The 22893-nt window shown below is 37.5% G+C and carries 30 protein-coding genes and 1 pseudogene; 26 read left to right on the top strand and 5 right to left on the bottom strand.

The annotated features are described in order from the left end of the window. Positions 1-144 precede the first annotated feature (144 nt). Both BIV20_RS10790 and BIV20_RS10785 read right to left on the bottom strand, forming a co-directional pair. Positions 145-372: an alpha/beta-type small acid-soluble spore protein gene (locus BIV20_RS10790; protein WP_075720742.1), complete on the bottom strand. Its 228-nt coding sequence runs from the start codon at positions 370-372 to the stop codon at positions 145-147. Positions 373-538: 166 nt separating this feature from the next. Continuing rightward, on the bottom strand, positions 539-1423 hold the full coding sequence (locus BIV20_RS10785; protein WP_075720741.1) for an AraC family transcriptional regulator: 885 nt from the start codon (positions 1421-1423) through the stop codon (positions 539-541). 183 nt (positions 1424-1606) lie between these two features. On the opposite strand from BIV20_RS10785, the gene BIV20_RS10780 reads away from it, so the two are divergent. From BIV20_RS10780 to BIV20_RS10720, 13 genes are all read left to right on the top strand, one after another. After that, positions 1607-3292: an alpha-glucosidase gene (locus BIV20_RS10780; protein ID WP_075720740.1), complete on the top strand. Its 1686-nt coding sequence runs from the start codon at positions 1607-1609 to the stop codon at positions 3290-3292. Positions 3293-3309: 17 nt separating this feature from the next. Next, positions 3310-3702, top strand: a complete 393-nt coding sequence (locus tag BIV20_RS10775; protein ID WP_075720739.1) for an ester cyclase — start codon at positions 3310-3312, stop codon at positions 3700-3702. An 83-nt stretch (positions 3703-3785) separates the two neighbouring features. Next, the gene (locus BIV20_RS10770; protein ID WP_075720738.1) at positions 3786-4349 is read left to right on the top strand and encodes a DJ-1 family glyoxalase III; all 564 of its coding nucleotides are present in this window, start codon (positions 3786-3788) and stop codon (positions 4347-4349) included. Between the two features lie 52 nt (positions 4350-4401). Then, positions 4402-4779, top strand: coding sequence for a hypothetical protein (locus BIV20_RS10765; RefSeq protein ID WP_075720737.1), 378 nt, complete (start codon positions 4402-4404; stop codon positions 4777-4779). 50 nt (positions 4780-4829) lie between these two features. Further along, positions 4830-5300, top strand: coding sequence for a hypothetical protein (locus BIV20_RS10760; RefSeq protein WP_075720736.1), 471 nt, complete (start codon positions 4830-4832; stop codon positions 5298-5300). 317 nt (positions 5301-5617) lie between these two features. Next, positions 5618-5836: a hypothetical protein gene (locus tag BIV20_RS10755; protein WP_075720735.1), complete on the top strand. Its 219-nt coding sequence runs from the start codon at positions 5618-5620 to the stop codon at positions 5834-5836. A 26-nt stretch (positions 5837-5862) separates the two neighbouring features. Further along, on the top strand, positions 5863-7569 hold the full coding sequence (locus BIV20_RS10750; RefSeq protein WP_075720734.1) for an ABC transporter ATP-binding protein: 1707 nt from the start codon (positions 5863-5865) through the stop codon (positions 7567-7569). A 62-nt stretch (positions 7570-7631) separates the two neighbouring features. Further along, positions 7632-9419 (top strand): ABC transporter ATP-binding protein, encoded by a 1788-nt coding sequence (locus tag BIV20_RS10745; protein WP_075720733.1) that lies wholly within the window; start codon positions 7632-7634, stop codon positions 9417-9419. Positions 9420-9443: 24 nt separating this feature from the next. Further along, positions 9444-10175 carry a GNAT family N-acetyltransferase gene (locus BIV20_RS10740; protein ID WP_083655191.1) on the top strand — a complete coding sequence of 244 codons (732 nt, stop codon included), beginning with the start codon at positions 9444-9446 and terminating at the stop codon, positions 10173-10175. A gap of 35 nt (positions 10176-10210) precedes the next feature. Next, a complete protein-coding gene (locus tag BIV20_RS10735) occupies positions 10211-11014 on the top strand; it encodes a hypothetical protein (protein WP_075720731.1) in 804 nt (267 codons plus the stop codon). Between the two features lie 12 nt (positions 11015-11026). After that, positions 11027-11482: a GNAT family N-acetyltransferase gene (locus tag BIV20_RS10730; protein ID WP_075720730.1), complete on the top strand. Its 456-nt coding sequence runs from the start codon at positions 11027-11029 to the stop codon at positions 11480-11482. A 25-nt stretch (positions 11483-11507) separates the two neighbouring features. Then, complete coding sequence (locus tag BIV20_RS10725; protein WP_083655190.1) at positions 11508-11978, top strand: GNAT family N-acetyltransferase; 471 nt, start codon at positions 11508-11510, stop codon at positions 11976-11978. A gap of 31 nt (positions 11979-12009) precedes the next feature. Further along, positions 12010-12654, top strand: coding sequence for a CatA-like O-acetyltransferase, family 3 (locus BIV20_RS10720; RefSeq protein ID WP_075720729.1), 645 nt, complete (start codon positions 12010-12012; stop codon positions 12652-12654). 322 nt (positions 12655-12976) lie between these two features. Here BIV20_RS10720 and BIV20_RS10715 read toward each other — a convergent pair. Continuing rightward, positions 12977-14372 (bottom strand): annotated as a pseudogene (locus tag BIV20_RS10715) (transposase). A gap of 187 nt (positions 14373-14559) precedes the next feature. Between BIV20_RS10715 and BIV20_RS10710 the strand changes: the two are divergent. Together BIV20_RS10710 and BIV20_RS10705 are read left to right on the top strand one after the other, a co-directional pair. Beyond that, on the top strand, positions 14560-15087 hold the full coding sequence (locus tag BIV20_RS10710) for a GNAT family N-acetyltransferase (protein WP_075720728.1): 528 nt from the start codon (positions 14560-14562) through the stop codon (positions 15085-15087). Beyond that, complete coding sequence (locus BIV20_RS10705; protein WP_075720727.1) at positions 15087-15617, top strand: GNAT family N-acetyltransferase; 531 nt, start codon at positions 15087-15089, stop codon at positions 15615-15617. The genes BIV20_RS10710 and BIV20_RS10705 overlap by 1 nt, the downstream gene beginning before the upstream one ends. A gap of 50 nt (positions 15618-15667) precedes the next feature. Here the strand turns inward: BIV20_RS10705 and BIV20_RS10700 are convergent, their stop codons facing one another. Both BIV20_RS10700 and BIV20_RS10695 read right to left on the bottom strand, forming a co-directional pair. Further along, on the bottom strand, positions 15668-16561 hold the full coding sequence (locus BIV20_RS10700; RefSeq protein ID WP_192848870.1) for an IS3 family transposase: 894 nt from the start codon (positions 16559-16561) through the stop codon (positions 15668-15670). Positions 16562-16569: 8 nt separating this feature from the next. Then, entirely contained in the window at positions 16570-16863 is a 294-nt protein-coding gene (locus BIV20_RS10695; protein ID WP_075720726.1) for a transposase, read from the bottom strand. A 529-nt stretch (positions 16864-17392) separates the two neighbouring features. Here BIV20_RS10695 and BIV20_RS10690 point away from each other — a divergent pair. The 11 genes from BIV20_RS10690 (at position 17393) to BIV20_RS10645 (ending at position 22729) form a co-directional block, all read left to right on the top strand. Further along, a complete protein-coding gene (locus BIV20_RS10690; RefSeq protein WP_143524535.1) occupies positions 17393-17632 on the top strand; it encodes a hypothetical protein in 240 nt (79 codons plus the stop codon). Positions 17633-17680: 48 nt separating this feature from the next. After that, positions 17681-18121 carry a GNAT family N-acetyltransferase gene (locus BIV20_RS10685; RefSeq protein ID WP_075720723.1) on the top strand — a complete coding sequence of 147 codons (441 nt, stop codon included), beginning with the start codon at positions 17681-17683 and terminating at the stop codon, positions 18119-18121. Positions 18122-18149: 28 nt separating this feature from the next. Next, on the top strand, positions 18150-18641 hold the full coding sequence (locus BIV20_RS10680; RefSeq protein WP_083655189.1) for a GNAT family N-acetyltransferase: 492 nt from the start codon (positions 18150-18152) through the stop codon (positions 18639-18641). 51 nt (positions 18642-18692) lie between these two features. Then, the gene (locus BIV20_RS10675) at positions 18693-19076 is read left to right on the top strand and encodes a cytidine deaminase family protein (RefSeq protein WP_075720722.1); all 384 of its coding nucleotides are present in this window, start codon (positions 18693-18695) and stop codon (positions 19074-19076) included. A 265-nt stretch (positions 19077-19341) separates the two neighbouring features. After that, positions 19342-19854 carry a phosphotransferase-like protein gene (locus BIV20_RS10670; RefSeq protein ID WP_075720721.1) on the top strand — a complete coding sequence of 171 codons (513 nt, stop codon included), beginning with the start codon at positions 19342-19344 and terminating at the stop codon, positions 19852-19854. A 29-nt stretch (positions 19855-19883) separates the two neighbouring features. Next, a complete protein-coding gene (locus BIV20_RS10665) occupies positions 19884-20471 on the top strand; it encodes a DJ-1/PfpI family protein (RefSeq protein WP_075720720.1) in 588 nt (195 codons plus the stop codon). Continuing rightward, on the top strand, positions 20468-20977 hold the full coding sequence (locus tag BIV20_RS10660) for a DNA topology modulation protein (RefSeq protein WP_075720719.1): 510 nt from the start codon (positions 20468-20470) through the stop codon (positions 20975-20977). The genes BIV20_RS10665 and BIV20_RS10660 overlap by 4 nt, the downstream gene beginning before the upstream one ends. A gap of 3 nt (positions 20978-20980) precedes the next feature. Then, entirely contained in the window at positions 20981-21586 is a 606-nt protein-coding gene (locus tag BIV20_RS10655) for a sce7726 family protein (RefSeq protein WP_075720718.1), read from the top strand. An 11-nt stretch (positions 21587-21597) separates the two neighbouring features. After that, positions 21598-22143: a hypothetical protein gene (locus BIV20_RS10650; RefSeq protein ID WP_075720717.1), complete on the top strand. Its 546-nt coding sequence runs from the start codon at positions 21598-21600 to the stop codon at positions 22141-22143. Next, on the top strand, positions 22092-22313 hold the full coding sequence (locus BIV20_RS16750; RefSeq protein ID WP_083655188.1) for a GNAT family N-acetyltransferase: 222 nt from the start codon (positions 22092-22094) through the stop codon (positions 22311-22313). The genes BIV20_RS10650 and BIV20_RS16750 overlap by 52 nt, the downstream gene beginning before the upstream one ends. Positions 22314-22315: 2 nt before the next feature. Continuing rightward, positions 22316-22729, top strand: coding sequence for a GNAT family N-acetyltransferase (locus tag BIV20_RS10645; RefSeq protein ID WP_083655187.1), 414 nt, complete (start codon positions 22316-22318; stop codon positions 22727-22729). Positions 22730-22893: the final 164 nt, after the last annotated feature.

Here is a 22893-nt window from a genome sequence, read left to right as displayed (position 1 = left end):
CAGCTAGCCGTATGTATGCGGATGATATTCTGGAATTATTATAGAAAAAAAAGAAAGAAAAGTAAAGAAAAACAGCAGCCCCATAAAGGAGTCTGCTGTTTTTATGCACCATATATTCTATGGCTATGCCTGCTGCGGTTATGCCTACTGCTGTCCGCCAGACATCTGCTGTTCCTGTTTCATGATCATTTTTTTGACCATTTCACCACCGATAGAACCAGCCTGTGCAGAAGTTAAGTCACCATTGTAACCTTCCTTTAAAGGTACACCGATTTCAGATGCAACTTCCTGTTTAAAACGATTCATAGCTTCCTTTGCCTGAGGTACTGCCATTTTACTTGTGTTAGAACCAGAGTTATTAGATCCACTCATGTGATTCACCTCCAAATTTTATCTTTTATTTTTGATAAGGACATCATTCTGAATCGGCTCATTCTGAGGAATGATGTCCTTTTCAAAACGTTGTCGCTTATCATGGTGTTATTATTTGCAAAGAAAAGAAAAATATAATGGCAATTTTCGGTAACTATTTTAAAATTTATTGTTCCAACTGTTTTAAGAAGGCTTTGGGTGTCATATGATATTTGCGCTTAAAAACCTTATGAAAGTAAGAAAGGTTGTGAAATCCAACGGACAAAGAAACATCCAAAATAGAGGAATTTCCCTGCTCGAACAGTTCCACAGACTTTTCCAGACGTAGATTATTGATGTATTCTACACATGTCATGTTCATATGCTTTTTAAAAAAGCGCATAAAATGATAGTCGCTGAAGTAACACAGCTTTGCTAAGTCTGAAACAGTAAGCGTTTCGGCATAATGAAGCTCAATGTAGTCAAGGACCTGTTTTAACTTATCAGAGGAAGTTCCGGTATCAGAAGAAGAGTTTCTTTCACTATACTGTAGCAGCAGAAAAATGACCTGTAACAACAGGGATTTTAAGGCAAGTTCATATCCGGGAACTGTTTCACTATACAAAGAATTAATCTGTCCGAATATTCTTCGTAAAGAAGCATAAACGGGATGCTCTGGTGTTATCAGGCAGGGCATGGAAAATTCCTGATTTATTAGTGGAGTCAGATAGCGAGTGGAGCAAATATCTGTGGAATTTCCACCTAGAAAATTTATATGAAATACATATGTTTCAGAAAAAATTTCTTCACTAGTGTTAAGGGAAATGGAGTGAAGGAGCAACGGTGGAATAAATAAAATATCGCCTTCATTCACCTCATAATCAATCAAATCAATCTGATAAAAACAGTTGCCTTTTGTAATTAGGGTAAGTTCTGCTTCCTCATGCCAATGGGTAGTGACTACCGGATAATCAGAAGCTAGTCGGGTAAGGTATTTTTGCACTGGGAAAAAAGATTCTCCGTGTTTGGCATCTTCCTTTTGTTCTAAGGCAAGTGAATGTAGTTTTTTCATAGTTTTCTCCTTTTTTCTAAAAAATCCAATAGAGCAGTATCGTGTTATAATAGGCAAATATATTGCAAGAAAAAGTGAAAAATACAATCTATAATAGCAGTATAATACAAAGAACATAATATCTCAACAGAGAATAAAGCGTGAAAAAAATTTTTATGAAAAATGAGAAGAGAGGTATGAAAAATGAAAAGAAAATGGTGGCATGACAAAGTAGCATATCAAATTTATCCAAAGAGCTTTTTAGATACCAACGGAGACGGTATCGGAGATTTGCGGGGAATTATTTCAAAGTTGGATTATTTAAAAGAATTGGGAGTTGATATTATCTGGCTTTCCCCAATCTACAAATCTCCTTTTGTAGACCAGGGCTATGACATTGCAGATTATTATGCCATAGCAGAAGAATTCGGAACCATGGAAGAATTTGATGAATTGCTGGCAGAAGCAAAAAAGCGGAATATGTACATTATCATGGACTTGGTTATCAATCACTGTTCCGATAAGCATGAATGGTTCCGGAAGGCATTGGCAGACCCGGACGGAGAATATGCGGATTATTTTTATTTCAGAAAAGGAAAAAATGGAAATCCTCCAAGTAATTATCGTTCTTACTTTGGCGGTAGTTGTTGGGAGCCGGTGCCGGGAACTGACAAATATTATTTTCATATGTTTGCAAAGGAACAGCCGGATTTGAATTGGGAGAATCCGAAACTGCGACAAGAACTTTACAACATGGTGAACTGGTGGTTGGAAAAGGGATTGGCTGGGTTCCGTATTGATGCTATTATCAATATTAAGAAGAATCTGGAATTTCCTGATTTTGAGCCGGATGGAACGGATGGAATGGCTGGTTGCTGGAAAATGGTAGAAAGTGTGGATGGTGTAGGAGAGTTTTTAGAGGATTTAAAGAAAAATACTTTCCAGAAACATGATGCCTTTACCGTAGCAGAGGTATTTAACATGAAGGAGGGAGAACTTCCACAGTTTATTGGAGAAGATGGACATTTTTCTACGATTTTTGATTTCAGTGCTCATTCTTTAAGCGATGGAGAACATGGATGGTATGATGCGCCACAGGTGGATTTTAAGAAGTGGCGGGAAACAGTATTAAACTCTCAGCTTGAAGTACAAAAAAGTGGATTTGAAGCAAACATTATTGAGAATCATGATGAGCCGAGAGGGGCGTCCCGATTTTTACCGGAATATGCCAGAACTCCAGCCGGAACTAAAATGCTTGGAACTGTAAGTATCCTGCTTCGAGGAATCCCATTTATCTATCAGGGACAAGAAATCGGAATGCAGAACGCAGTATGGAATAGTATTGAGGAATATGATGACATTAGTACCAAGGATCAGTATCATATTGCAAGAGAAGCAGGGCTTTCTGATGAGGAGGCATTAGAAGTTTGTGGCAGAATGAGTCGAGATAATGCCCGAACTCCGGTACAGTGGAGTGATAAGGAAAATGCAGGATTTACTACCGGAACGCCATGGCTTAAGGTAAATTCCAACTATAAAGAAATCAATGTGGAAAGTCAGGAAAAAGATGCGGATTCTGTATTGAATTATTACCGTAAGCTGGTAGCGTTGCGTAAATCTGCGGAATATAGAGAAGTATTTACCTATGGCGAATTTGCTCCGGCATATGAGAATACGGAGACGATTATGGCATACTACCGTGTGGACGAAAATAAGAGGATGTTGGTAGCTGCAAACTTTGGAAAAGAAGTAGCAGAGGTAAAGTTGGAATATCCGGTTAAGCGCGTTGTGTTATCGAATCAGGAGAGCGCAGCAAAGGAAAAAATGCAGAAGCCGGAGCAGACGCTGAAATTGGTAAGCTGTGAAGTGATTGTATTAGAGTGTGAGTAAGATTAGGAGGAAGAAAAATGACAAATAAGGAAATTGTAAAAGGATTTTTTCAAAAGGCATACGAAGAACAGGATTATGATTTTGTAATGGAATATTTTTCAGAGGACTATTTAGATCATAGTCCAGCAGGGGCGAAAAGCAATAAAGATGCAGTGGAAATACTAAAGGGAGCAGCAAAAACTTTTGAAAACATGCGGGTAGAGGTATTGGATTTATTTGAAGAAGAGGGAATGGTTGCAGTCAGACTGCTGTTTCGGGGAATACATGTTGGAGAATTTGCAGGGATTGCACCTACCGGGAAAGAAATTGCTTTTGAAGCGCTGGAACATTTTAAACTGATAGACGGAAAGGTAACAGAGTCTTGGGGATATTGGCCGGATATGGAAATAATAAATAAGCTAAAGGCATAGGAAATATTACTGCGCTGGGGTTATGGACATGAACGACTTAAAGTGATAATCTATAGATAGATTTTAGCTTTTAGGAGGGAATTATGGCAAAAATAGGAGTTTTTTTAGCAGATGGATTTGAAGAAATTGAAGGTCTTACGGTAGTAGACATTTTGCGTCGGGCAGGTGTGGAGGTAAATACTATTTCTATTATGGGAAGAAAAGAGATTCACGGAGCACATCAGATTACCGTATTGGCAGATGCATTATATGAAGAGGTAGCCTTCGACGAATTAGATGGTGTAGTGCTTCCGGGAGGAATGCCCGGAACTACCAATCTCGGTGCACATGAAGGTGTGAAGGAGCAAATTGTTGCATTTGCAGAACAAGGAAAATTGGTTGCGGCAATTTGTGCTGCACCAAGTGTTTTGGGCGAAAATGGAATTTTAAAAGGGAAAAAGGCAGCATGCTATCCGGGATTTGAAGAAAAGCTTTTGGGAGCAGAAGTAACTTTTGAAGAAGTGGCAGAAGCTGGAAATGTGATTACCAGCCGCGGAATGGGAACTGCAATTCCATTTGCATTAAGACTGACAGCGTATCTTGTTTCAGAGCAGAAGGCGGAAAGCTTGAAAAAATCTATTATTTTTCTTGCGGGAGAGGAAAAATAATGAAAAAGTTAGCTGTATTATTTCCCGGTGGGGATATGGACAGGAGAAAACGTTGTTTTCTTATGACAATTTGGCACAGGACGAGCGTTATTCCATTGAGGAACGGCGAGAAAATATCAAAAAGAAAGTATTATCAGAGTTGGCACAGGTAGAGTGGGAAAAATACGATAAAGATATTTTTCTGACTCCTTTGCCTCAGACTTTGCCATTTTTTAAAGGGGGAAAATGCAAAGTAATTGCAGGGACAAAAGATAAATATCTAGCGGCAGAAGAATTACAGAGTTATTGTGAAGAACATGGAATTTCTTATCGACAGTTCGAGGGAGTGGGACATTCCATGGAGGATACGCAAGATGTGTTAAGAAGTCTTGAGATTATGAAGGAGATTGTAAAAGAGTTTTATAAAGAGTATGGAATAAAGGGAGAATAGAGGATGAGTATGAACGAAATTGAAAACTGGTATGACAACGAATATGAGGAATGGGACCGCTTTATCATCTAACGAAGGAAGTGGACAGGAAGAAAGCTTTAGAAGGTGCATTGAAACTTTTGAAAAAGGATGGTATTTTGGTGGCTGCATTTATTTCTCAGTATGCGCCTATTCAGGACTGCTTTGCTTATCTTGATTTTGAGGGTTACGAGGGGGAGATAAATGAGTTGTTGCATTATCTGAAAAATGGTGAAAATAAGGACGGTTCTGGATTTACTACAGCTTATTTTACCAGTGTGGAAGAAGCAAGAAGCCTTATGAATGAGTATGGATTGAAGGAACTGGCATTTGCAGGAGTAGAGAATCTGTTGGGATGTAAAGAACAAGAAATTTTAAAGCGTTCGGAAGAAGAACAAAAGAAGTGGTTGGAGCTTGGAATGGCATTAGCAGAAGACGAAAAACTTTACGGCATGAGTCAACATTTTTTGTATGTTGGAAAAAAATGTGTTGACAAATTTTAGCAGATATGATTTACTGAGTTAGTAAACTGAATTAAAAATATAAAAGAAAGCGAGGTAAAAAACATGATTAATTTAGCGTACACAACAGCAAACTTAATAAACAATAATCAGAAATTTACCTCGATGGTTGTAGAACGGAGATAGCATATTTTATTTTTAGTTGAGTTGCGAAGAAAATAGAATATGTGTCAATTTACATGAAAATTTGTGAATTGGATTCTTACGGAATGAAACCCCGTGGTAGATTTATCTACTGCGGGGTTTTTTGCGTGATTAAGCAGAAACATCATCGGGGAAGCGACACAGGAGGAAAAAGTATGGAAACTAGACAGTATGGAGATACCGTATGTATACATTTTTTTATCAAACCTTTTCAAATTGAAGGTGTGATAAGAAAAGTGAAAAGAGTGAAGAGAAAGAAAACATATTATGAAAATACTATGGAGAATATGTTAGAACAGCAGACAGTGTGGAATAAATTTGAAAGAAATAGAAATTCTGTACAGGAGATGCTGCAAATGAGAGAAAGATTTTAAAATGTTGCAGAAGGAGAAGAAAAGACATGAAGAAGATATTGAAATACATAGCAAAATACTGGTATGCCTATGTATTTGCTATCGCATGTATGGTAACCGCAATTATTTTGGATATGCTGTATCCAATGATTACAAAAAGTATTGTGGATGATGTTATCATAGACGGAAAAATAGAATTACTGGGTGGTTTGCTTGTAACCATTTTTGTAATTGGAATTGGAAGGGCATTGGGTGGATATTTTAAGGAATTTACCTTTGATTGTGTCAGCGTTAAGATAGCATCCAGATTGAGAAAGGATTTGTTTGCTCACATCGAGAGTCTTTCTATGGATTATTTTGATGATACCAATACAGGAGAGTTGATGGCACGAGTAAAAGATGATGTAGATCATATCTGGAACGCCCTTGGATATGTGGGAATGTTGATTATTGAGGTTGTTATTCATGTATCCATTGTGCTGTATTGTATGTTTACTTTGAACTGGAAACTAGCCTTTATTCCGTTAGGGGCTATGATTCTTATGGGATTTACTGCTATTTATATGGAGCGGAAATTGGATAAAGTATATGAGTCTATCAGCGAGGAAAACGCAGTGCTTACCACCATTGCAGAAGAAAATCTTGCAGGTGTTCGTACCGTAAAGGCATTTGCCAGAGAAAAATTTGAGATTGATAAGTTTTTGTCACACAACAAGCGATATTATGACTTGAACATGCAGCAGTCCAAAATGTTGGTGCGGTATTATCCTATTTTCCAGTTTACCGGAAAGCTGCTTCCGGTTGTTATGGTTATTATAGGAGGTATGCAGGTGATTGATGGAAAGATGTCATTAGGAAGTCTGGTAGCATTTTCAGAGTATTGCCGCAATATTGTGTGGCCAATGGAGATGTTGGGATGGCTTACCAATGATTTGTCTTCTGCCATTGCTTCCTGTAAGAAAATCAACAAGATTTATCAGCAGGAATCTACCATCAAGGAAGCAGAAAAAACGGTAAAATTATCAGAAGTTACTGGAACAGTTGCTTTTGAACATGTCTCTTTTGAACGTGGAAATCAGAAAATTTTAGAGGATGTTTCCTTTACACTTCCGGCAGGAAAGACCCTTGGAATTATGGGGGCAACGGGAGCAGGAAAGACATCTATTGTAAATCTTTTAATGCGTTTCTTTGACGTAAATGCAGGAAGTGTCAAACTGGACGGTGTAGATGTGAAAGAATTAGGCTTGCAGCAGATTCGCAGTAATATTTCTACCGTAATGCAGGATGTATTTCTGTTTTCCGATACCATCGAAGAGAACATCAAGATGGGACAGCGAGAGACCATGGAAAATCCTGTTATGGTGCATGCAACAGAACTGGCGCAGGCAAAGGGATTTATTGAGGAGATGCCCTCGGAATACGATACCATTATCGGAGAGCGTGGTGTTGGTCTGTCAGGAGGACAGAAGCAGCGTATTAGTATTGCCAGAGCAATAGCAAAACATAATCCAATTTTAGTATTAGATGATTCTACATCTGCTCTTGATATGGAGACAGAATATGAAATACAAAAGGCGTTGGATTCTTTGAAAGATACTACAAAAATTATTATTGCTCACCGTATTTCTGCGGTGCGTAGGGCAGATGAAATCATTTTCCTAGAGGACGGAAAAATAAAAGAACGTGGAACACATGAAGAATTGATGGCACAAAAAGGGCTGTATTATGATACTTATCAGGCACAGTATGGATAGGGTGCCAATGAGGAAAATGTAAAGCATTTTTTTGAGTTTGAAAAGAGAAAGTAGGTGTAAGAGTGGCAGTTAATTCATTTCGAGAAGATGAACAGTTAGAAGGAATGGGAAAAAAAGAAACCCTCAAACGACTGTTTTCGTATCTCTTTAAATATAAAACGGCGGTTATTGGTGTATTAGTCTGTATGTTGATTACCGTAGTGATATCTTTGGTAAATCCTCTTATCATTGAAAGAGCGATTGACGTATATATTTCAAAAAGTGATATGGCAGGACTTATGAGACTTGCAATATTTACAATAGTGTTGAATGGTATTTTTATCATCATGGTAAAGATAAGAATGTATGTGATGGCAAGGATATCGAATAAAATTTTGTTGGATATTCGACAGGAACTGTATGAGCACATTCAGACTTTGTCATTTTCTTTTTTTGACAGCAGACCCACCGGAAAGATTTTGGCAAGAATTATCGGGGATGTAAATTCATTAAAGGAAGTGCTTACCAATGCAGTGACAACATTGATTCCTGATTTTGTTACTGTTTGCGGAGTGGTGTTAATTATGGTGGTAAAGGATTGGCGGCTTGCTCTGGCATCCTTGTGTAGCATTCCGTTGATGATATTGGCAATCTGGTTTATACAGAAATTTTCCCATGTACGTTGGCAGATTTTTAGAAAAAAAGGTTCTAATCTGAATGCTTATGTACATGAAAGTATTGCAGGAATGAGCGTAGTACAAAGTTTTCGTGCAGAGGATGAGACAAAGGAAGTTTTTTCCGGTCTGGTAAAGGAGCATGAGCAGTCTTTTGTTGGGGCAGTCCGACTGGCAGATATGTTTGGTGGTGCAATTGATTTTTGTTGGGGAATTGGAGCAATGGTTTTATATTGGGCAGGTATTAAAATGATTGGTGCAGAATATGTCAGTGTAGGTACACTGGTGGCATTCGGAACTTATATTAGTATGTTCTGGAATCCGGTCATGAATCTGAGTAACTTTTACAATCAGATTATTACAAACCTGACGGCAGCAGAGCGTATTTTTGAGATTTTGGATACGCAGCCGGATATTACAGATGCCGAAGAAGTAGAAGAATTACCTGAGATTCAGGGAAAGGTAGAATTTGAACATGTGTCTTTTACTTATGATGAGGGAACACCGGCAGAAACAAAGGTGTTAGAAGATGTAAGTTTTCAGATACAGCCGGGTGAGACCATTGCATTAGTAGGGCCGACAGGAGCTGGAAAGAGTACCATTGTAAATTTAATCAGCCGTTTTTATGATATTCAAAAAGGAAGAATTCTCATAGATGGTTATGATGTGCAAAAAGTGTCCATTCAGAGTCTTCGCCAACAGATGGGGGTCATGACTCAGGAAAACTTTATTTTCCAAGGAACCATAAGAGAAAATATTGCTTATGGAAAAATGGATGCTACGGAAGAAGAAATCATAGCGGCAGCTAAGGCAGTAAATGCCCATGATTTTATCATGAAAATGGAAAAGGGCTATGACACTGTATTAAAAGAGCGCGGTGCAGGGCTTTCCATTGGACAGCGTCAGTTAATTGCTTTTGCAAGAACTATGGTAAGCATGCCCAAAATACTGATTTTGGATGAGGCGACCTCAAGTATTGATACCCATACGGAAATTTTAGTACAGCAGGGAATTGAGGCACTGTTAAAAGGACGTACCAGTTTTGTTATTGCACATCGATTGTCTACGATTCAAAAGGCAGACAGGATTTTTGTGATTGATAAGGGAGGCATCTTAGAGCAGGGAAGTCCGGCAGAACTGATGGAAAAGAAGGGACATTACTATAATCTATATATGGCGCAGTTCAAGAATATTTAAATGCGGAGTTTGGAGGTAAATAGCATGAATTATAAATTAGTATTAGAACAACAATTAGCAATCGATTATAACTGTACATTAGAAGAAGTACAAGGAAATGAGAATATCATTAAGCCAATGAAACGTAATGTTGGCGCGAGACCGATAGGCGAAGATGATTGTATGTTTAAAGCCGTATGTTACGGGGGAAAGTTGTTAATCATGGCAGATGAAAAAATTCTTGATTGGTGTAGGGAAAAGTTATTGAGACGCGATGCGGCTTGGGTTTCTGAACCGCAGGTTCTTTGTGGAATTAATGAAAAATTGAGAGAATTTGGACATTGTCTTGCAGATGTACATCATTATTATCTTCCGGTAGGAGAATCTGAAATAGAAGAGCGGTTTCCTATAAAATGTTTTGAGGGTGATGAAATCATGCAGTTCGAAGAGGACGAGCGTTTTGGGGAAGCTCTTTTATTTGAGGAAGATACGCCGGATATGATTGCAGTATGTGCCATGGAGGGCGAAGAGATTCTGGGAATGGCTGGTGCTACGGCAGATTCTGAAAATATGTGGCAACTCGGAGTGAATGTAACGGAAGCCGGAAAAGGAAAAGGTGTGGGAACCTATGTGGTTTCTGTTTTAAAAAATAAAGTATTAGAGAAGGGAAAAGTGCCATTTTACGGAACCGTAGAATCTCATATCAAATCACAAAAAGTTGCGATTCAGGCAGGATTTATACCAGTATTTTTAGAAATGTTTTCAGAAAAATACTAACAAGGTGTGTACACAAGGCAGGAGGTAGAAGTTTTATGGCAAAAGAAAAAAATATTTTTATTGAAGGATTACAAGGTTCTGGAAAGAGTACCTTGCTTGCCAAATTGTCCCAGAAGTATCAGGATTATAAGGTTTATCGGGAGGGGGATATTTCACCCGTAGAGCTTGCCTGGTGCAGTTGCATGACAGAGGAAGAATTTGGAAAGGCTTTGGAAGAATTTCCGGATTTAAGGCAGGAAATACAATCCCATACCGTACAGGAGGGAGAAAGATATATCACCGCATATACCTTGATTTTGGCAGAAGACAGAAGGTTCTATGAATACATGGAGCAGTATGAGATTTACAATGGAAGAAGAACTTTTGAGGAGTTTCGTAAGATTATTTATGAGCGATATCAGAATTTTAGAGGAGCAGGAAACCTGTTTGAATGTTCTTTTTTACAAAATACAATGGAAGATATGATGTTATTTTATCAGCTTTCGGATGAAGAAATTTTAGAATTTTATCGTGGTGCTTATGAAAAAATGGAGCAGGAACATTTTCGGATGATATATCTTGTTTCTAAGGACATAGAACAGGATATTTTGAAAATCAAAAAGGAACGTTCTGACGAAGAGGGAAACGAAATGTGGTATCCTCTTATGATGAATTATTTTACGACCTCTCCTTATGGGAAAGAACATGGATGTAAGGAATTTTCAGATTTGATAGAGCATTTTAAGAGAAGAGAAAAGTTGGAAAAGATGATTATAGAAGAGGTAATAAAAGAGAATTGTATTTGCTTGCCTGCCAAGGAATATGATTTTGAAAAGTTATGTGAAAAACTAGAAAGATAAAGGAGCAGTACGATGATAAGAAACGCCAGAATGGAAGATTACCAAGAAGTGGAAAGAATTATGCAGCAGGTGCAGAATCTTCATGTTGCATGGCGACCAGATATTTATCAGCCCATAGAAACAGTGCTTCCTGTGGAAGAGTATCGTGAAATGATGGAAACGGAAGCAATCATAGTAGCAGAACAGGAAGGAATGGTATGTGCAGTTTCTGTATTTTTGGAGCGTACATATCAGAATTCTACTCATGTGAAAAGAAGAGTATTGTTTGTGGATACTATGGCAGTGGACGAAGAATATCGTGGAAAAGGAATCGGTACAGAAATGTTCGACTATCTGAAAGAGGTGGCGAAAAACAGGAAGTGTGACGGAATAGAGTTACAGGTAAATGCCAGAAATGCAGCAGCAAAGCGAATGTATGAGAAATGTGGATTCACAGAGAAGTCTATTAATATGGAATTGATGATTTAGTAGTTTTCTCATGGAGGAATGAAAAGTGGAGAAAGAGAAGATTACCATAAGAAGTTATGAAGAAAAGGATTGGAATCAACTGATAGAGGTTCATGATGCTGCGCGAAAAGAGGAACTGCGATGGGCAAAATGTGAACAGGCATTTGTTTCGTTAAAGGAAGATTCCATCAGAGAAAGATTGTTTCAACATGAGATTTGTGTTGCGTGCATGGAAGAAAAAATAGTAGGATTTTCTGCATACACAGAGGATGAATTAGCTTGGTTGTATGTGGATCCGGCTTATGCACAACGAGGAGTTGGAAGAATTCTTACACAGTATGTCATTGAGCATGCGTCAAAGCGACCGCTCAATGTGCAAGTTCTGGAAGGGAATCTACCAGCGCGTAAACTTTATGAAGCTTTTGGCTTTCAACTGGTAAGGACAGCGTGTGGTATTATGCCCGGAAAAGAAGAAGTTGAAGTAGTAGTAGAGTGTATGCAGAGAATTTTTCAGTAAAAATGGATAGGGTTAAATTGGGAGGTTAGACATGAATTATAAAGTTGTAGATATGGAGAAATATTACCGTAAGGGCGTATATCGTCATTTTACGGAAGATTGTAAATGCTCTGTGTCCATTACAAACAAGGTAGATGTGACAGAGTTAGTGGAATTTTCAAAAAAAACAAACACAAAGTTCTATGTGAATTTTCTTTATGTACTGTCGAAAGTGTTGAATTCAAGAGAAGATTATCGGATGCAATATTTGTATGAGAAGCAGCAGTTGGTAATATTTGATAAGGTAAATCCGGTACATTATGTATTTCATGAGGATACAGAAACTTGTACGGTGGTATACACTGAGTTTCAGGAAGATTATCAGAAGTTTTATCAGCAGTGTGTATTAGACATCGAGAAGGCAAAGCAGACTCGTGAGTACGGATTGGATTCCGTAAATCACCCAAATTATTTTGATGCATCCTACATTTCATGGCTTTCCTATGAGTCTCTGCATATAGAATTGCCAGACGGTTATCTGCATTTTATGCCTATTGTAAATTGGGGCAGATATCAAGAGGAGAATGGAAGGTATGTGATGCCGGTAAGTGTAAGAATGAATCATGCAGCAGCAGATGGTTATCTGGTAGCGAAAGTTTTTCGGCTATTAGAGGAGGAAATCAAAAAGGGCCTTTAGCACTATAGAGATACGAAGGAGGTATAATCATATGGGAAAAAAGAAAAGAGAACATATTGTATTTGATCAGACATTAAAACAGAAGAAGAGGATTCCGTTTGCAAAGGTCAATGGGAATAGGTAATTGCGAAACAAGTTCGCAATCCTGATTGAATACAAGGATAGAATCCTGCAATGCAGGATTCTTGGTATGAAAAGTGGATACCAGGTATTTTTTGGCACACGAAATAAATCCCATGGATTTATGGAATTGGTAAGCCCTATGCGATGAGAGGTTTCAAACTTCTAAGATACTGGTGTTTATGTATTTTATCAGCAACCATCACAGTAACAAGCTGGGTAATACCGGCGAGAAGAAGATCTGCATGGAGCGTTTTCTCATTTTGAGTTTTACGTCCGGCAATACAGAAACTATCTTTAAAGTGATTGATAGATTTCTCTACATTGACTCGGATTTTGTAAGTTTCATCCCATTCGGCGGAACCGCGTTCGACACCCGGATACGCGCGGAGGTTTTTCTCCGGATAGATGTAGATCATTCGTCCGCAGGAAGAAGTTGTACAGGGGTTATCGCAGTGGCAGACGCGACGTTTGGATTTATCTGCCGGATTGTATTCCCATTTCATTTTGGGGCATACAAACTTCATGGTTGGAATCTTGCTTTTTAAATGAGATTTACTTCCTTCTCTTTTCATTGGGAGTGAAGGATCGTGAGGGCAACAGGGAATGCCGTTCTCGTTGAATGTGCAGCCGTTTTCTTCCATGGAGAGTTTTACTCTAAGGGGAATGAAAGCTTTTTGAAATCCGATTTCTTCAAAAAGAGATTTGTAGATTTCAATCGTATCAAAGGCTGCATCGCCCAGAAAAGTCTTTGGCTCAATAAGCGGATGTTTCTGGAAGAAATCAATCAAAACAGGAAGTAATGCTTTTGAGTCGGCGAGTGACTTATCTTCGTCCGGAGAATCCGATTTTTTCTCCACAACGATATCAGGATGAGCATTCAGAAAGTCTTTGTTATAGAAAGTGATATCACGAACAATGCCAAGCCCATTTGTAATAATGCCAAACTTGTAAGCGTAACAGAAATGTCCATTAATGTACATTTGTTGGATAGCCTGATTAGAAGCAGCATGGGAAGGCATGGAACCATAGGCAGCCTTATAAGGGTCGTAAGAATCATCAAGGTTATGGGATTTTTTAAAGGCTTTCAGCTGTTTGATAATACGGTTAGCATATTTGGGATTATTTTCAGCGACCCAGGCTTCTATACCGGAGGTATCGAAGATGGTCATGGATGCAAGAGCAGAATCAATCTTTTGGCAGATCGGTTCGGTCAGATCAACCAAGTGGTCGAACATAGATTGTAAGTCCAGTAAGAAATCCTGTTTAAAACGAGTGAATTTTGAGGCATCGGGAACAACATCAAATCCACAGAAATCACGCAATTCCTGAGAGTATTTGAGAAAGACAATCAGAAGCATATCAGTCGGGATTGAGAAGATACGCTGGATCAGAAGAGCTTTGAGCATAGGATAAAGCTGATGTTTGCGAGGTCTTCCGGTACGAGCGTGAAAATGAGACACAAAAGAAACAGGAACAATTTCATCAAGGTTAATGGCTTCATCAAGAAGTATTAGAAACTGATATTTGTCATTGTCAAATTTATTTTGACAATCTTCAAAAACTTCTGCCAAAGTGAGCTGCTTATGTGTTATCATATGAGTATATCTCCTTTCAGGTGGATGGTTGATTAGTTTCTCGACAATTCTATTTTACCATAAACCTTGAGGAGATATTTTATTTTGGCAACAAAAAAATGCTGTATTTATGCGGCTTTTGGCGTTTCGCAAACGCCTAGGTCAATGGGAAAGTAAAAAGGAGAACTGAAAAATTAGGAGAAAGAATATGAGAATAGAAACAGAGCACTTGATAATTCGTAATTATACATTAGCAGATAAAGAGGATTTGTGCGAGTACATGTTGCAACGAGTAGATGCAAAGTTTGAGGCATATCCTGATTTTACAAAGGAAAAGGCAGAGGAAGAAATCAAATTTCGTTGTGGAAGTGATGAATTTTTTGCCATTGAGCTAAAAGAAGAACAAAAAGTAATTGGAAATGTATACTTGGGGAAAAGAGAGTTTCATGGAAAGGAACTTGGCTATGTATTAAACGAACATTATCATGGAAAGGAGTATGGAAGCGAAGCAGCAAAAGCCGTTGTTGCATGGGCATTTCAGGAAGGAGTACATAGAATTTATGCAGAGTGTGCGCCTGAAAATACGCCATCTTGGAAACTGATGGAGAAAATCGGAATGAAACGGGAAGGGCATTTTATAAAAAATGCAACTTTTTATGCAGATGAGAACGGAAAGCCGATTTACTGGGATACTTATGTGTATGCGGTTTTGAATCCGGCGGAGGTTGATAAATAATGGAAAACAATATTGTAACGGAACGTCTGATTATTCGAAGAACCAGAGGGGTAGATATGCCTTTCTGTTTCAGTATTTGGTTAGATGCTGAAATGGGAAAATATCTGGCAGATCCACCCAGAGAAAAAGCGAGTGAGACTTATCTTGAGTTTAATCCTGAATCGCAACCAGAGGAAAACTGGTATTATTTTGTGGCTGAATCCAGAGAAACTGGGGAGCTCATTGGAACATGCAGTATAGGATGTAGTGAAGATAAAACAGAATGGGATTTGGGATATTGTATACATAAAAGGTATTGGCGTCAAGGTTATGGAACAGAAATGGTAGAAGCTTTAATCGAGTATGGTCGTCAAAATGGTGGACATGTTTTTACTGCAAATGTGGCAAAGGAAAATCCGGGGTCTAATGGAATTATGAGAAAGCTTGGATTTCATGTGGAAAGAGAAGAAAGTTTCCAAAAGAGTGGAACAGAGATTGTATATCCCGAATATGTTTATAAATTAGAGGTTGATGGAGATATAAAAGGATGAATGGTCCTATGTCAAGATTTAGCACAAATTAAAATGAGAAGTTCTGCCAGCTAAGCTGCCGGCAGTAATTTCGCCCTCTCATACAGTTTTTCAAATTCATCAGGAGACACATAGTCACAGTGACTATGTATTCTGACGGTGTTATAAAAGGTTTCAATGTATTCAAAGACAAGCGAATAAGCATGCTTGTAGTTTCGAATATGAAATCTGTTAAGCCATTCTCTTTTAATCAGGGAATGGAAGGATTCAATGCAGGCATTGTCATAAGGGTAGCCCTTGTGAGAATAACTACGCTGCATATTTTCTGTGGCTTCACGCCATGCGTTAGAAACATACTGGCTGCCACGGTCTGAATGTATAATCAAAGGCAAATCGGTATTTCGAACAGCCTTTGCTTTATTGATTGTTTCAATTACGGAAGATACTTCCATAGTGTCAGAGAGCGTCCATGCAATAATCTTTCTGGCAAATAAGTCCATAACGCAATTAAGATAGACAAATCCATCCTGTGTCCAGATATAAGTGATATCGGTGCACCAGACAGCGTTAGGACGTTCAGGGTTGAACTGCTCATTCAGGATGTTATGGAGTTCACTGCTAAAATCAGAGTCTCTGGTAGTAGTGGTCCAAGGCTTGACCCATTGAGCTTTTATACCCATTTCGCGCATATATTTACCTACAGTACGCTCTGCAATGGTTTCGCCAGATTTGCGAAGTTCCTGTGTTATTTTAGGAGCGCCGTAATTCTGTTTAGAATCATCATAGATTTTCTGGATTTCCTTTTTGACAGATTCTTTTCGCTGTCGAGTAGGAGAGAGCTTACGGTTTAGAAAGGCTCTGTATCCAGAACGAGACACGCCTAAAAATTTCAGCATTCCAGAAGTAGAGACGCGGCGTTTAGTAACTTTAGATGCCTCTACCTTTGCAGAAACTTCTGTATAGATAGCTTCTGTCAGTCTTTGCCCAGAATGCTGATGGCTTTTTTTAACACATCGAGCGCATCCTGAGCATCACGAAGCTCCCGTTTCAGACGAGCGATTTCCTTTTCTTCGTCAGAGGCATAGTTTCCGGATCCTCTAACTGGGATGTCGCCATCAGAGTCTCTATATTGAGCTTCCCACCTGGCTAAGGTGCTAACACCTATTCCGAGATTCTTGGCACATTCAGCCTGAGTGAGATCAGGGTGTTCCTTACGATAGTTGACAGCATCCAACTTGAACTGCTTAGTGTGTTGTTTTCTTGGCATAATGAGTACCTCCTCTTGGTATTATATAATATTTTCAAGGGAATATCTCATTTTATTTTGTACTAATTAGATGCTAACACTAGAATAGTGTAAATCAGAAAATAATAGATGCAGTATTGCTAAGGCAGAGATAATATGTCCTAATTCATTGGCACTCATAGGAATTTATTCTACTGTACAAATTGGGATGGATTGCAGTGGGATGCAGGTTGCCATCATGCACAGCTTTCAAAGGTGTAAAAAGAATTTTTGAGGAACTCTCACAATTTCCTATAGACTCAGCATTTTTAGATAATATGCGAAAAATATCCAAAAGCAAAGATGTTTCGGAATTACAGAATCTTATGAAATTACTTATTTTATATGCGGAAAGTTACACTTTGCGAGAAAAAGATTTGGAAGAGCCTTCCAAAGATTCTATTTCAGGTTCCTATGAAGAAATGTATTCAAATTGGCGAAATAAAGTAGAGGAATCAGCAGCCAACGGTGACACCTTTTGCTCCTTTTGAACATGTGTTCATTGCAATGCATGATTTCAGATATTGCGTCGGAGGTAAAGATAGGAACATATGATATTATGGAGGCCTATAATCCTGTAGGTGTAGTTATTCTTGTAGCATTTCTGATTGTATTTATTCTTGAAAAGGTGGCAGGTTTTAAGAATTATGATGATGCACATTTTACTGAAGTAATGCTGATAAGAGATGCTGAAGATGAGAAAAGATTTAAGGCAATTTATGGGCTGAATGAAATAAAAAAGGAATATTGAAATTTCAAATTGTAGAAGTAAACAAATAAGAAGATGTAGAGGTGAACTATGAATATAGAAAAAGTAACGGGTGAAAAAAAACAATATTTGGATTTATTGTTATTGGCAGATGAACAAGAGGATATGATTGATAAATATCTTGAGCGTGGTGAAATGTTTGTTTTAGATGACCATGGTGTAAAGGCGGAATGTGTTATTACAAAAGAATCTGAAGGAGTTTATGAACTTAAAAACATTGCTGTATTACCGAATTATCAGCGTAAGGGTTATGGAAAATATTTGATAGAATTTCTTGTTAAGCATTTTTCAGATTGCAATGTGTTGTTTGTAGGAACAGGAGATTGTCCTTCAACCCTTTCTTTTTATCATAACTGTGGCTTTACAGAATCACATAGAGTAAAAAATTTTTTTGTAGATAACTATGATCATCTAATGTTCGAGGATGGTATACAATTGGTTGATATGGTTTATTTGAAAAGAGTATGCTAACGCCAAAGTTATAGAATTGGACAATTGTATGGGCGCAGAGATAAAGAAAATTAGAATTTATGAAGGAGAGACGAAACAAATGAATTATTTATTAATGAATGAGTCTGACGTTGAAGAAATAGCCAAGCTATATATGGACTACTACAACAATAATGAGGATGGATGTTGGAAATATGAAAAGGCATGTAAAAGAATTCATCAAATGGTTACGATAGAAGATTCACTTTGCTTAATCCAAAAAGATGACGAATCCAATACAACTGGATTTGTTATTGGATATTTTAAAGAATATGATGATATATCTATTTATTACCTTGAGGAAATTGTTATATTTGCAGGTTATCAAAACAAAGGATATGGAAAACAGTTACTTAATGAAATCGAGAAACGTGTATTGGAATATGGAGCCAAACATATCGAACTAACTAGTGTTAATGATGAACACCATATGCATTTTTATAAGGGATTTGGGATGTATGCAGCTACCAATCTAAAGATTATGGGAAAACACTATGAATGATGAATATGAAAGAACTCGGTAAATCCTAATTTATAGGAGGAAAATATTAAAATGGATAATAAATGGAAAGAATTATATGATTTAGCAAAGAAAGCAACGAATCCTAAAGATATATCAGATACTATATCGGTCGGAAGCGTCGGTGCGGCAGTATTAAGCAAAAGTGGAAATATTTTTACAGGTATTTGTATAGATACAAGTAGTTCTCTTGGGATGTGTGCAGAGAGAAATGCAATATCAACAATGTTTTCAAATGGAGAATTTGAAATTGACAGGATTTGTTCCGTTTATTTAGATGGGACAATTATGCCTCCTTGTGGAGCTTGCCGAGAGTTTATGATGCAAACAGGAATCAACGCAAAGAACATAGAAGTTCTTGTTAGTGAGGATAAAGTTATGTTGTTGGGAGACTTATTACCTGAATATCCTTACTAACGCTTTTTGTAAGTCACTATTATATATGTGAATATATTGGTGAAACAGAAAGAAAATTAACGGAAAGAGAAGTTGAGGTAGGACTTGAGCCAAGATGGATTTCTATAAAGGAAGCAATAGATATATTTTCTAAGTATCAAGATTATGCCAGAGAAAACGAAATGAAACGAGGTGCGTATTTAAGAGAATATAATGCACTATTACATTTTATGGATAAGTAAATGAATCCCAAGTTGCCAGGTTTATAAAAGAAAGTAGGTAATTTATGCTACACGATAAAGATGTTCGGAAACCGCTTGTCATTTTGCTCAATGGTCCATCCAGTAGCGGAAAGTCTACATTAGCAAAAACATTGCAGGAAATTATAGAAGAAAAAAGAAATGAGAGATATGAGATTATTTCCATTGACGATTTCTTGAAAATGACAACCGAAGATGTAATATATGAAGATGATGTATTTGAAGTATCATCAAAGCTATGTGAAAAGGCATTAGAAGTGCTTAAAGCAGGACAGGGTGTTATTATTGATCATGTGATTACCAGTGAACGAATTTTTAACCAACTGGAAGAAATGTTTTGTTCCCACCGTATTCATCTGATACATGTAACATGTCCTTTAGAGATATTAAAACAAAGAGAGAAAGAACGCAAAAACAGATGTCTGGGTTCTGTGGAGGCTTCTTATGAGTATTTATTTCCAAAAGAAGGATATAAATTAACCATTGATACGCATCGTATGACAATGGAAAAGTGTTCTTTAAAAATTCTTCAGGTATAGTGAAAAGCAACTTAAGGAGTGGTGCAATTATGAAAAAAACAGCCGTATTAATTTATGATCAATTTTGCAACTTTGAATTTAGTGTAGCGCTGGAGATGTTTGCTATGGCAGAAAAGCCGATTGTCATATTTGCAAAAGATAAAAATCCGGTAAGAAGTGAAGAAGGTTTACGAGTACTTCCGGATAAAACAATAGACGAGTTAGAAATAGAAGAATACGATAGCCTGATACTGACAGGTGCTATGGATATCAGAGAAGCAGTAGAGGATGAGGATATCATTTCATTTGTGAAAAAATTTGATGGAGAAGATATAATAATAGGAGCAATTTCTATTGCACCGGTTCTTTTGCTGAAAGCCGGAATGCTAAAAGGAAAATGTTTTATGATTGGAGCAAATCAAGAAGATTTGCTAGAAGAAGGATTTACTATGGAGGATATGTCTGGAATGCAAGGCTGGGATGATAATTTGAAATCACCTATTCCGGAAGGCTATATTGTTTCTGATAATATCATTACATCCGTAGCATATGGATTTGTAAAATGGGCAGTGGCAATTGGAAGAAAACTCGGAATTGAGGTATATCCGGAGTCATTTGGAATGGAAGAGGAATCATGAAAGTAGCGATTATAGGCTACAGCGGCTGTGGAAAATCCACCCTTGCCGGATATTTAAGCGAGCTATATCAGATTCCGGTGCTATATTTAGACAGTGTATTTTGGTTGCCCGGCTGGAAAGGCAGAAAAAGAGAAGAGTCTGCGGATATTGTAAAAAACTTTCTTGATACCAATGTTTCATGGGTAATAGATGGAAATTATTCTTATATGGAATATGAAAGACGTATGGAAGAAGCAGACAGAATTATCTTTTTAAGTTTTAATCGTTTTTCTTGTCTTTTCCGTGCATTTCGCCGATATTTCAAATATCGGGGGACGACCAGAGAATCCATGGGAGAAGGATGTAAAGAAAAGATGGATATGGAGTTTATCTGGTGGATTCTTCATGAAGGACGCACGAAGGAGAAAAAAGAAAAGTTTGAGAATATTATGAGACAATATAGTGAAAAGAGTATTGTTATCAAAAATCAGAAACAGCTTACCAGGTTTATAAAAGAAAGCAGGTAATTCATGCTATACGATAAAGACATTCGGGAACCACTTTTTGATTTCTTAGAAGAAACCTACGGAAAAATCAGAATTATAGAAGAAAAACAGATGGGACGCTCTCGGGCAGACGTGGTGATGGTTATGCCGTCTGCTCTATGTGGTATTGAAATTAAAAGTGATGCTGACACCTATGCCCGTTTAAGCCGGCAGGTGAGAGACTACAATCAGTATTATGACTACAATTATATTGTGGCAGGGACAAGTCATGCAGGTCACATTGCAGAGCATGTACCGGAATGGTGGGGAATCATTACAGTAGAATTACAAGATGGTATACCGGACTTTTATCTTTTGCGTGAACCAAAGGAAAATCCTAAAGTGAATTGGAGTCATAAAATGAGTCTGCTGTGGAGACCGGAACTTGCTCATATACAGGAATTGAACCAATTGCCAAAATATAAGGAAAAGAGTAAGTCATTTGTGATTGAAAAGATACTTCTCAAAGTGGAAAAAGAACAGTTGAAAGAGCAGATAAGTGGAGAACTTTTCGAACGAGATTATAATGAAATCGAAGAGACCATAAGAAAATACAAAAAAGATAAGTTGTTAAAAAAGTTTGATAGGTGAGAAAGAATATTATGAAAAGAGAAGAATTTGAAGAAATTAAAAGCAAGTTAAAAGATTTTCAGTATTCCTCTATGGAATATGCAGAATATGAAGAGGTCATGGAATATGAAATTCTTTGTATGAATCTGGAAATGATTTTAGTAAGTGGTTACAATCCGGAAGCAAAGGAAAGGGAGTATCATTGGGCTGCAAATAAATCAAAAGATTTGATACAAAATATAAAGAAGGAAGGACTTGTTACCTTTATACCACATGCTTGGGTACCGGAAATGGAACAAGAAGGATTTGTGGTTCGTAATGCATGGCACGAGTATTTTCTGAAATCAATGGAATCTATTGGAGAAAGTGCCATAGAAACTGAATTATTAGAAAAGAAGGATTGTAAAGAAGCTTCAGAAGTTACTATGACTTGTAGAGGACTGAGCCGTGGTTTTACCGGGCAGACGGAAGAGTGGTTCTTGGAGTGGCTTAGTCAGGATGGTGATTATGCACAGAATAGAACAGTATTTATAGAACGCGATGCAGAAGGAAAAATCAAGGGGGTGCCAGAAGATTAATTAATCAGGCACTTTATTATGGAAAGTGTCATGGAGCAACCAGAGGATTTCTTGCAGCAGATGAGCAGAACGCGGGAGCAATTCATTTGTATGAAAGTATTGGGTTTGAGGCAAGTGAAGAAGAAAGCCAGATTGATATGAGAAAGTGCGGTAATAGAGAGGAAAAATGAATATGGATACATTGAAAATAATAGAACTAAATCAAAATCAGATAGCGGAAATAGAAGAAAGACTGGATGCCTATGATGAAAAACATATTACATACAAAATGGAAGGAAGCATCAGCATTGGAATGGAAAAAGATGGCGAATTAATAGCAGGATTAGATGCCTGCATGACTGCGTTTAAAATTTTATATGTATCTACCGTATTTGTGGATGAAAAATATCGTCGTCAGGGAATCGGAAGAAAATTAATAGAAGAACTGGAGAAAAGAGCCAAGGTACTTGGAGCGAATATGATTCGTTTAGATACTTTTGACTGGCAGGGAAAAGATTTTTACCAAAGTCTTTCCTATGAAATGGTGGGAAGTTATTGTAATGAAGAAGATGGATTTTCGGAATATTTTTTCTTGAAGAGAATATAACGTCAAAATAATGCAAAAAATGTAGAAAATATTTAGACATATTGTCGATAAAATGGTATGATAAAGCTAATTATATAGAAATATGCACAAGTGGGAGGATTTCCTTATGCAGATTAGGGTGTCAAAAGGTTACTGACCTTTGATATATATTTGTACCTTGAAAA

Origin of the sequence: Roseburia sp. 499, assembly GCF_001940225.2 — a bacterium.
Lineage (GTDB): Bacteria > Bacillota > Clostridia > Lachnospirales > Lachnospiraceae > Petralouisia.
The sequence above is the reverse complement of the archived record's forward strand: the minus strand, read 5'-3'. Positions and strand labels throughout refer to the sequence as shown.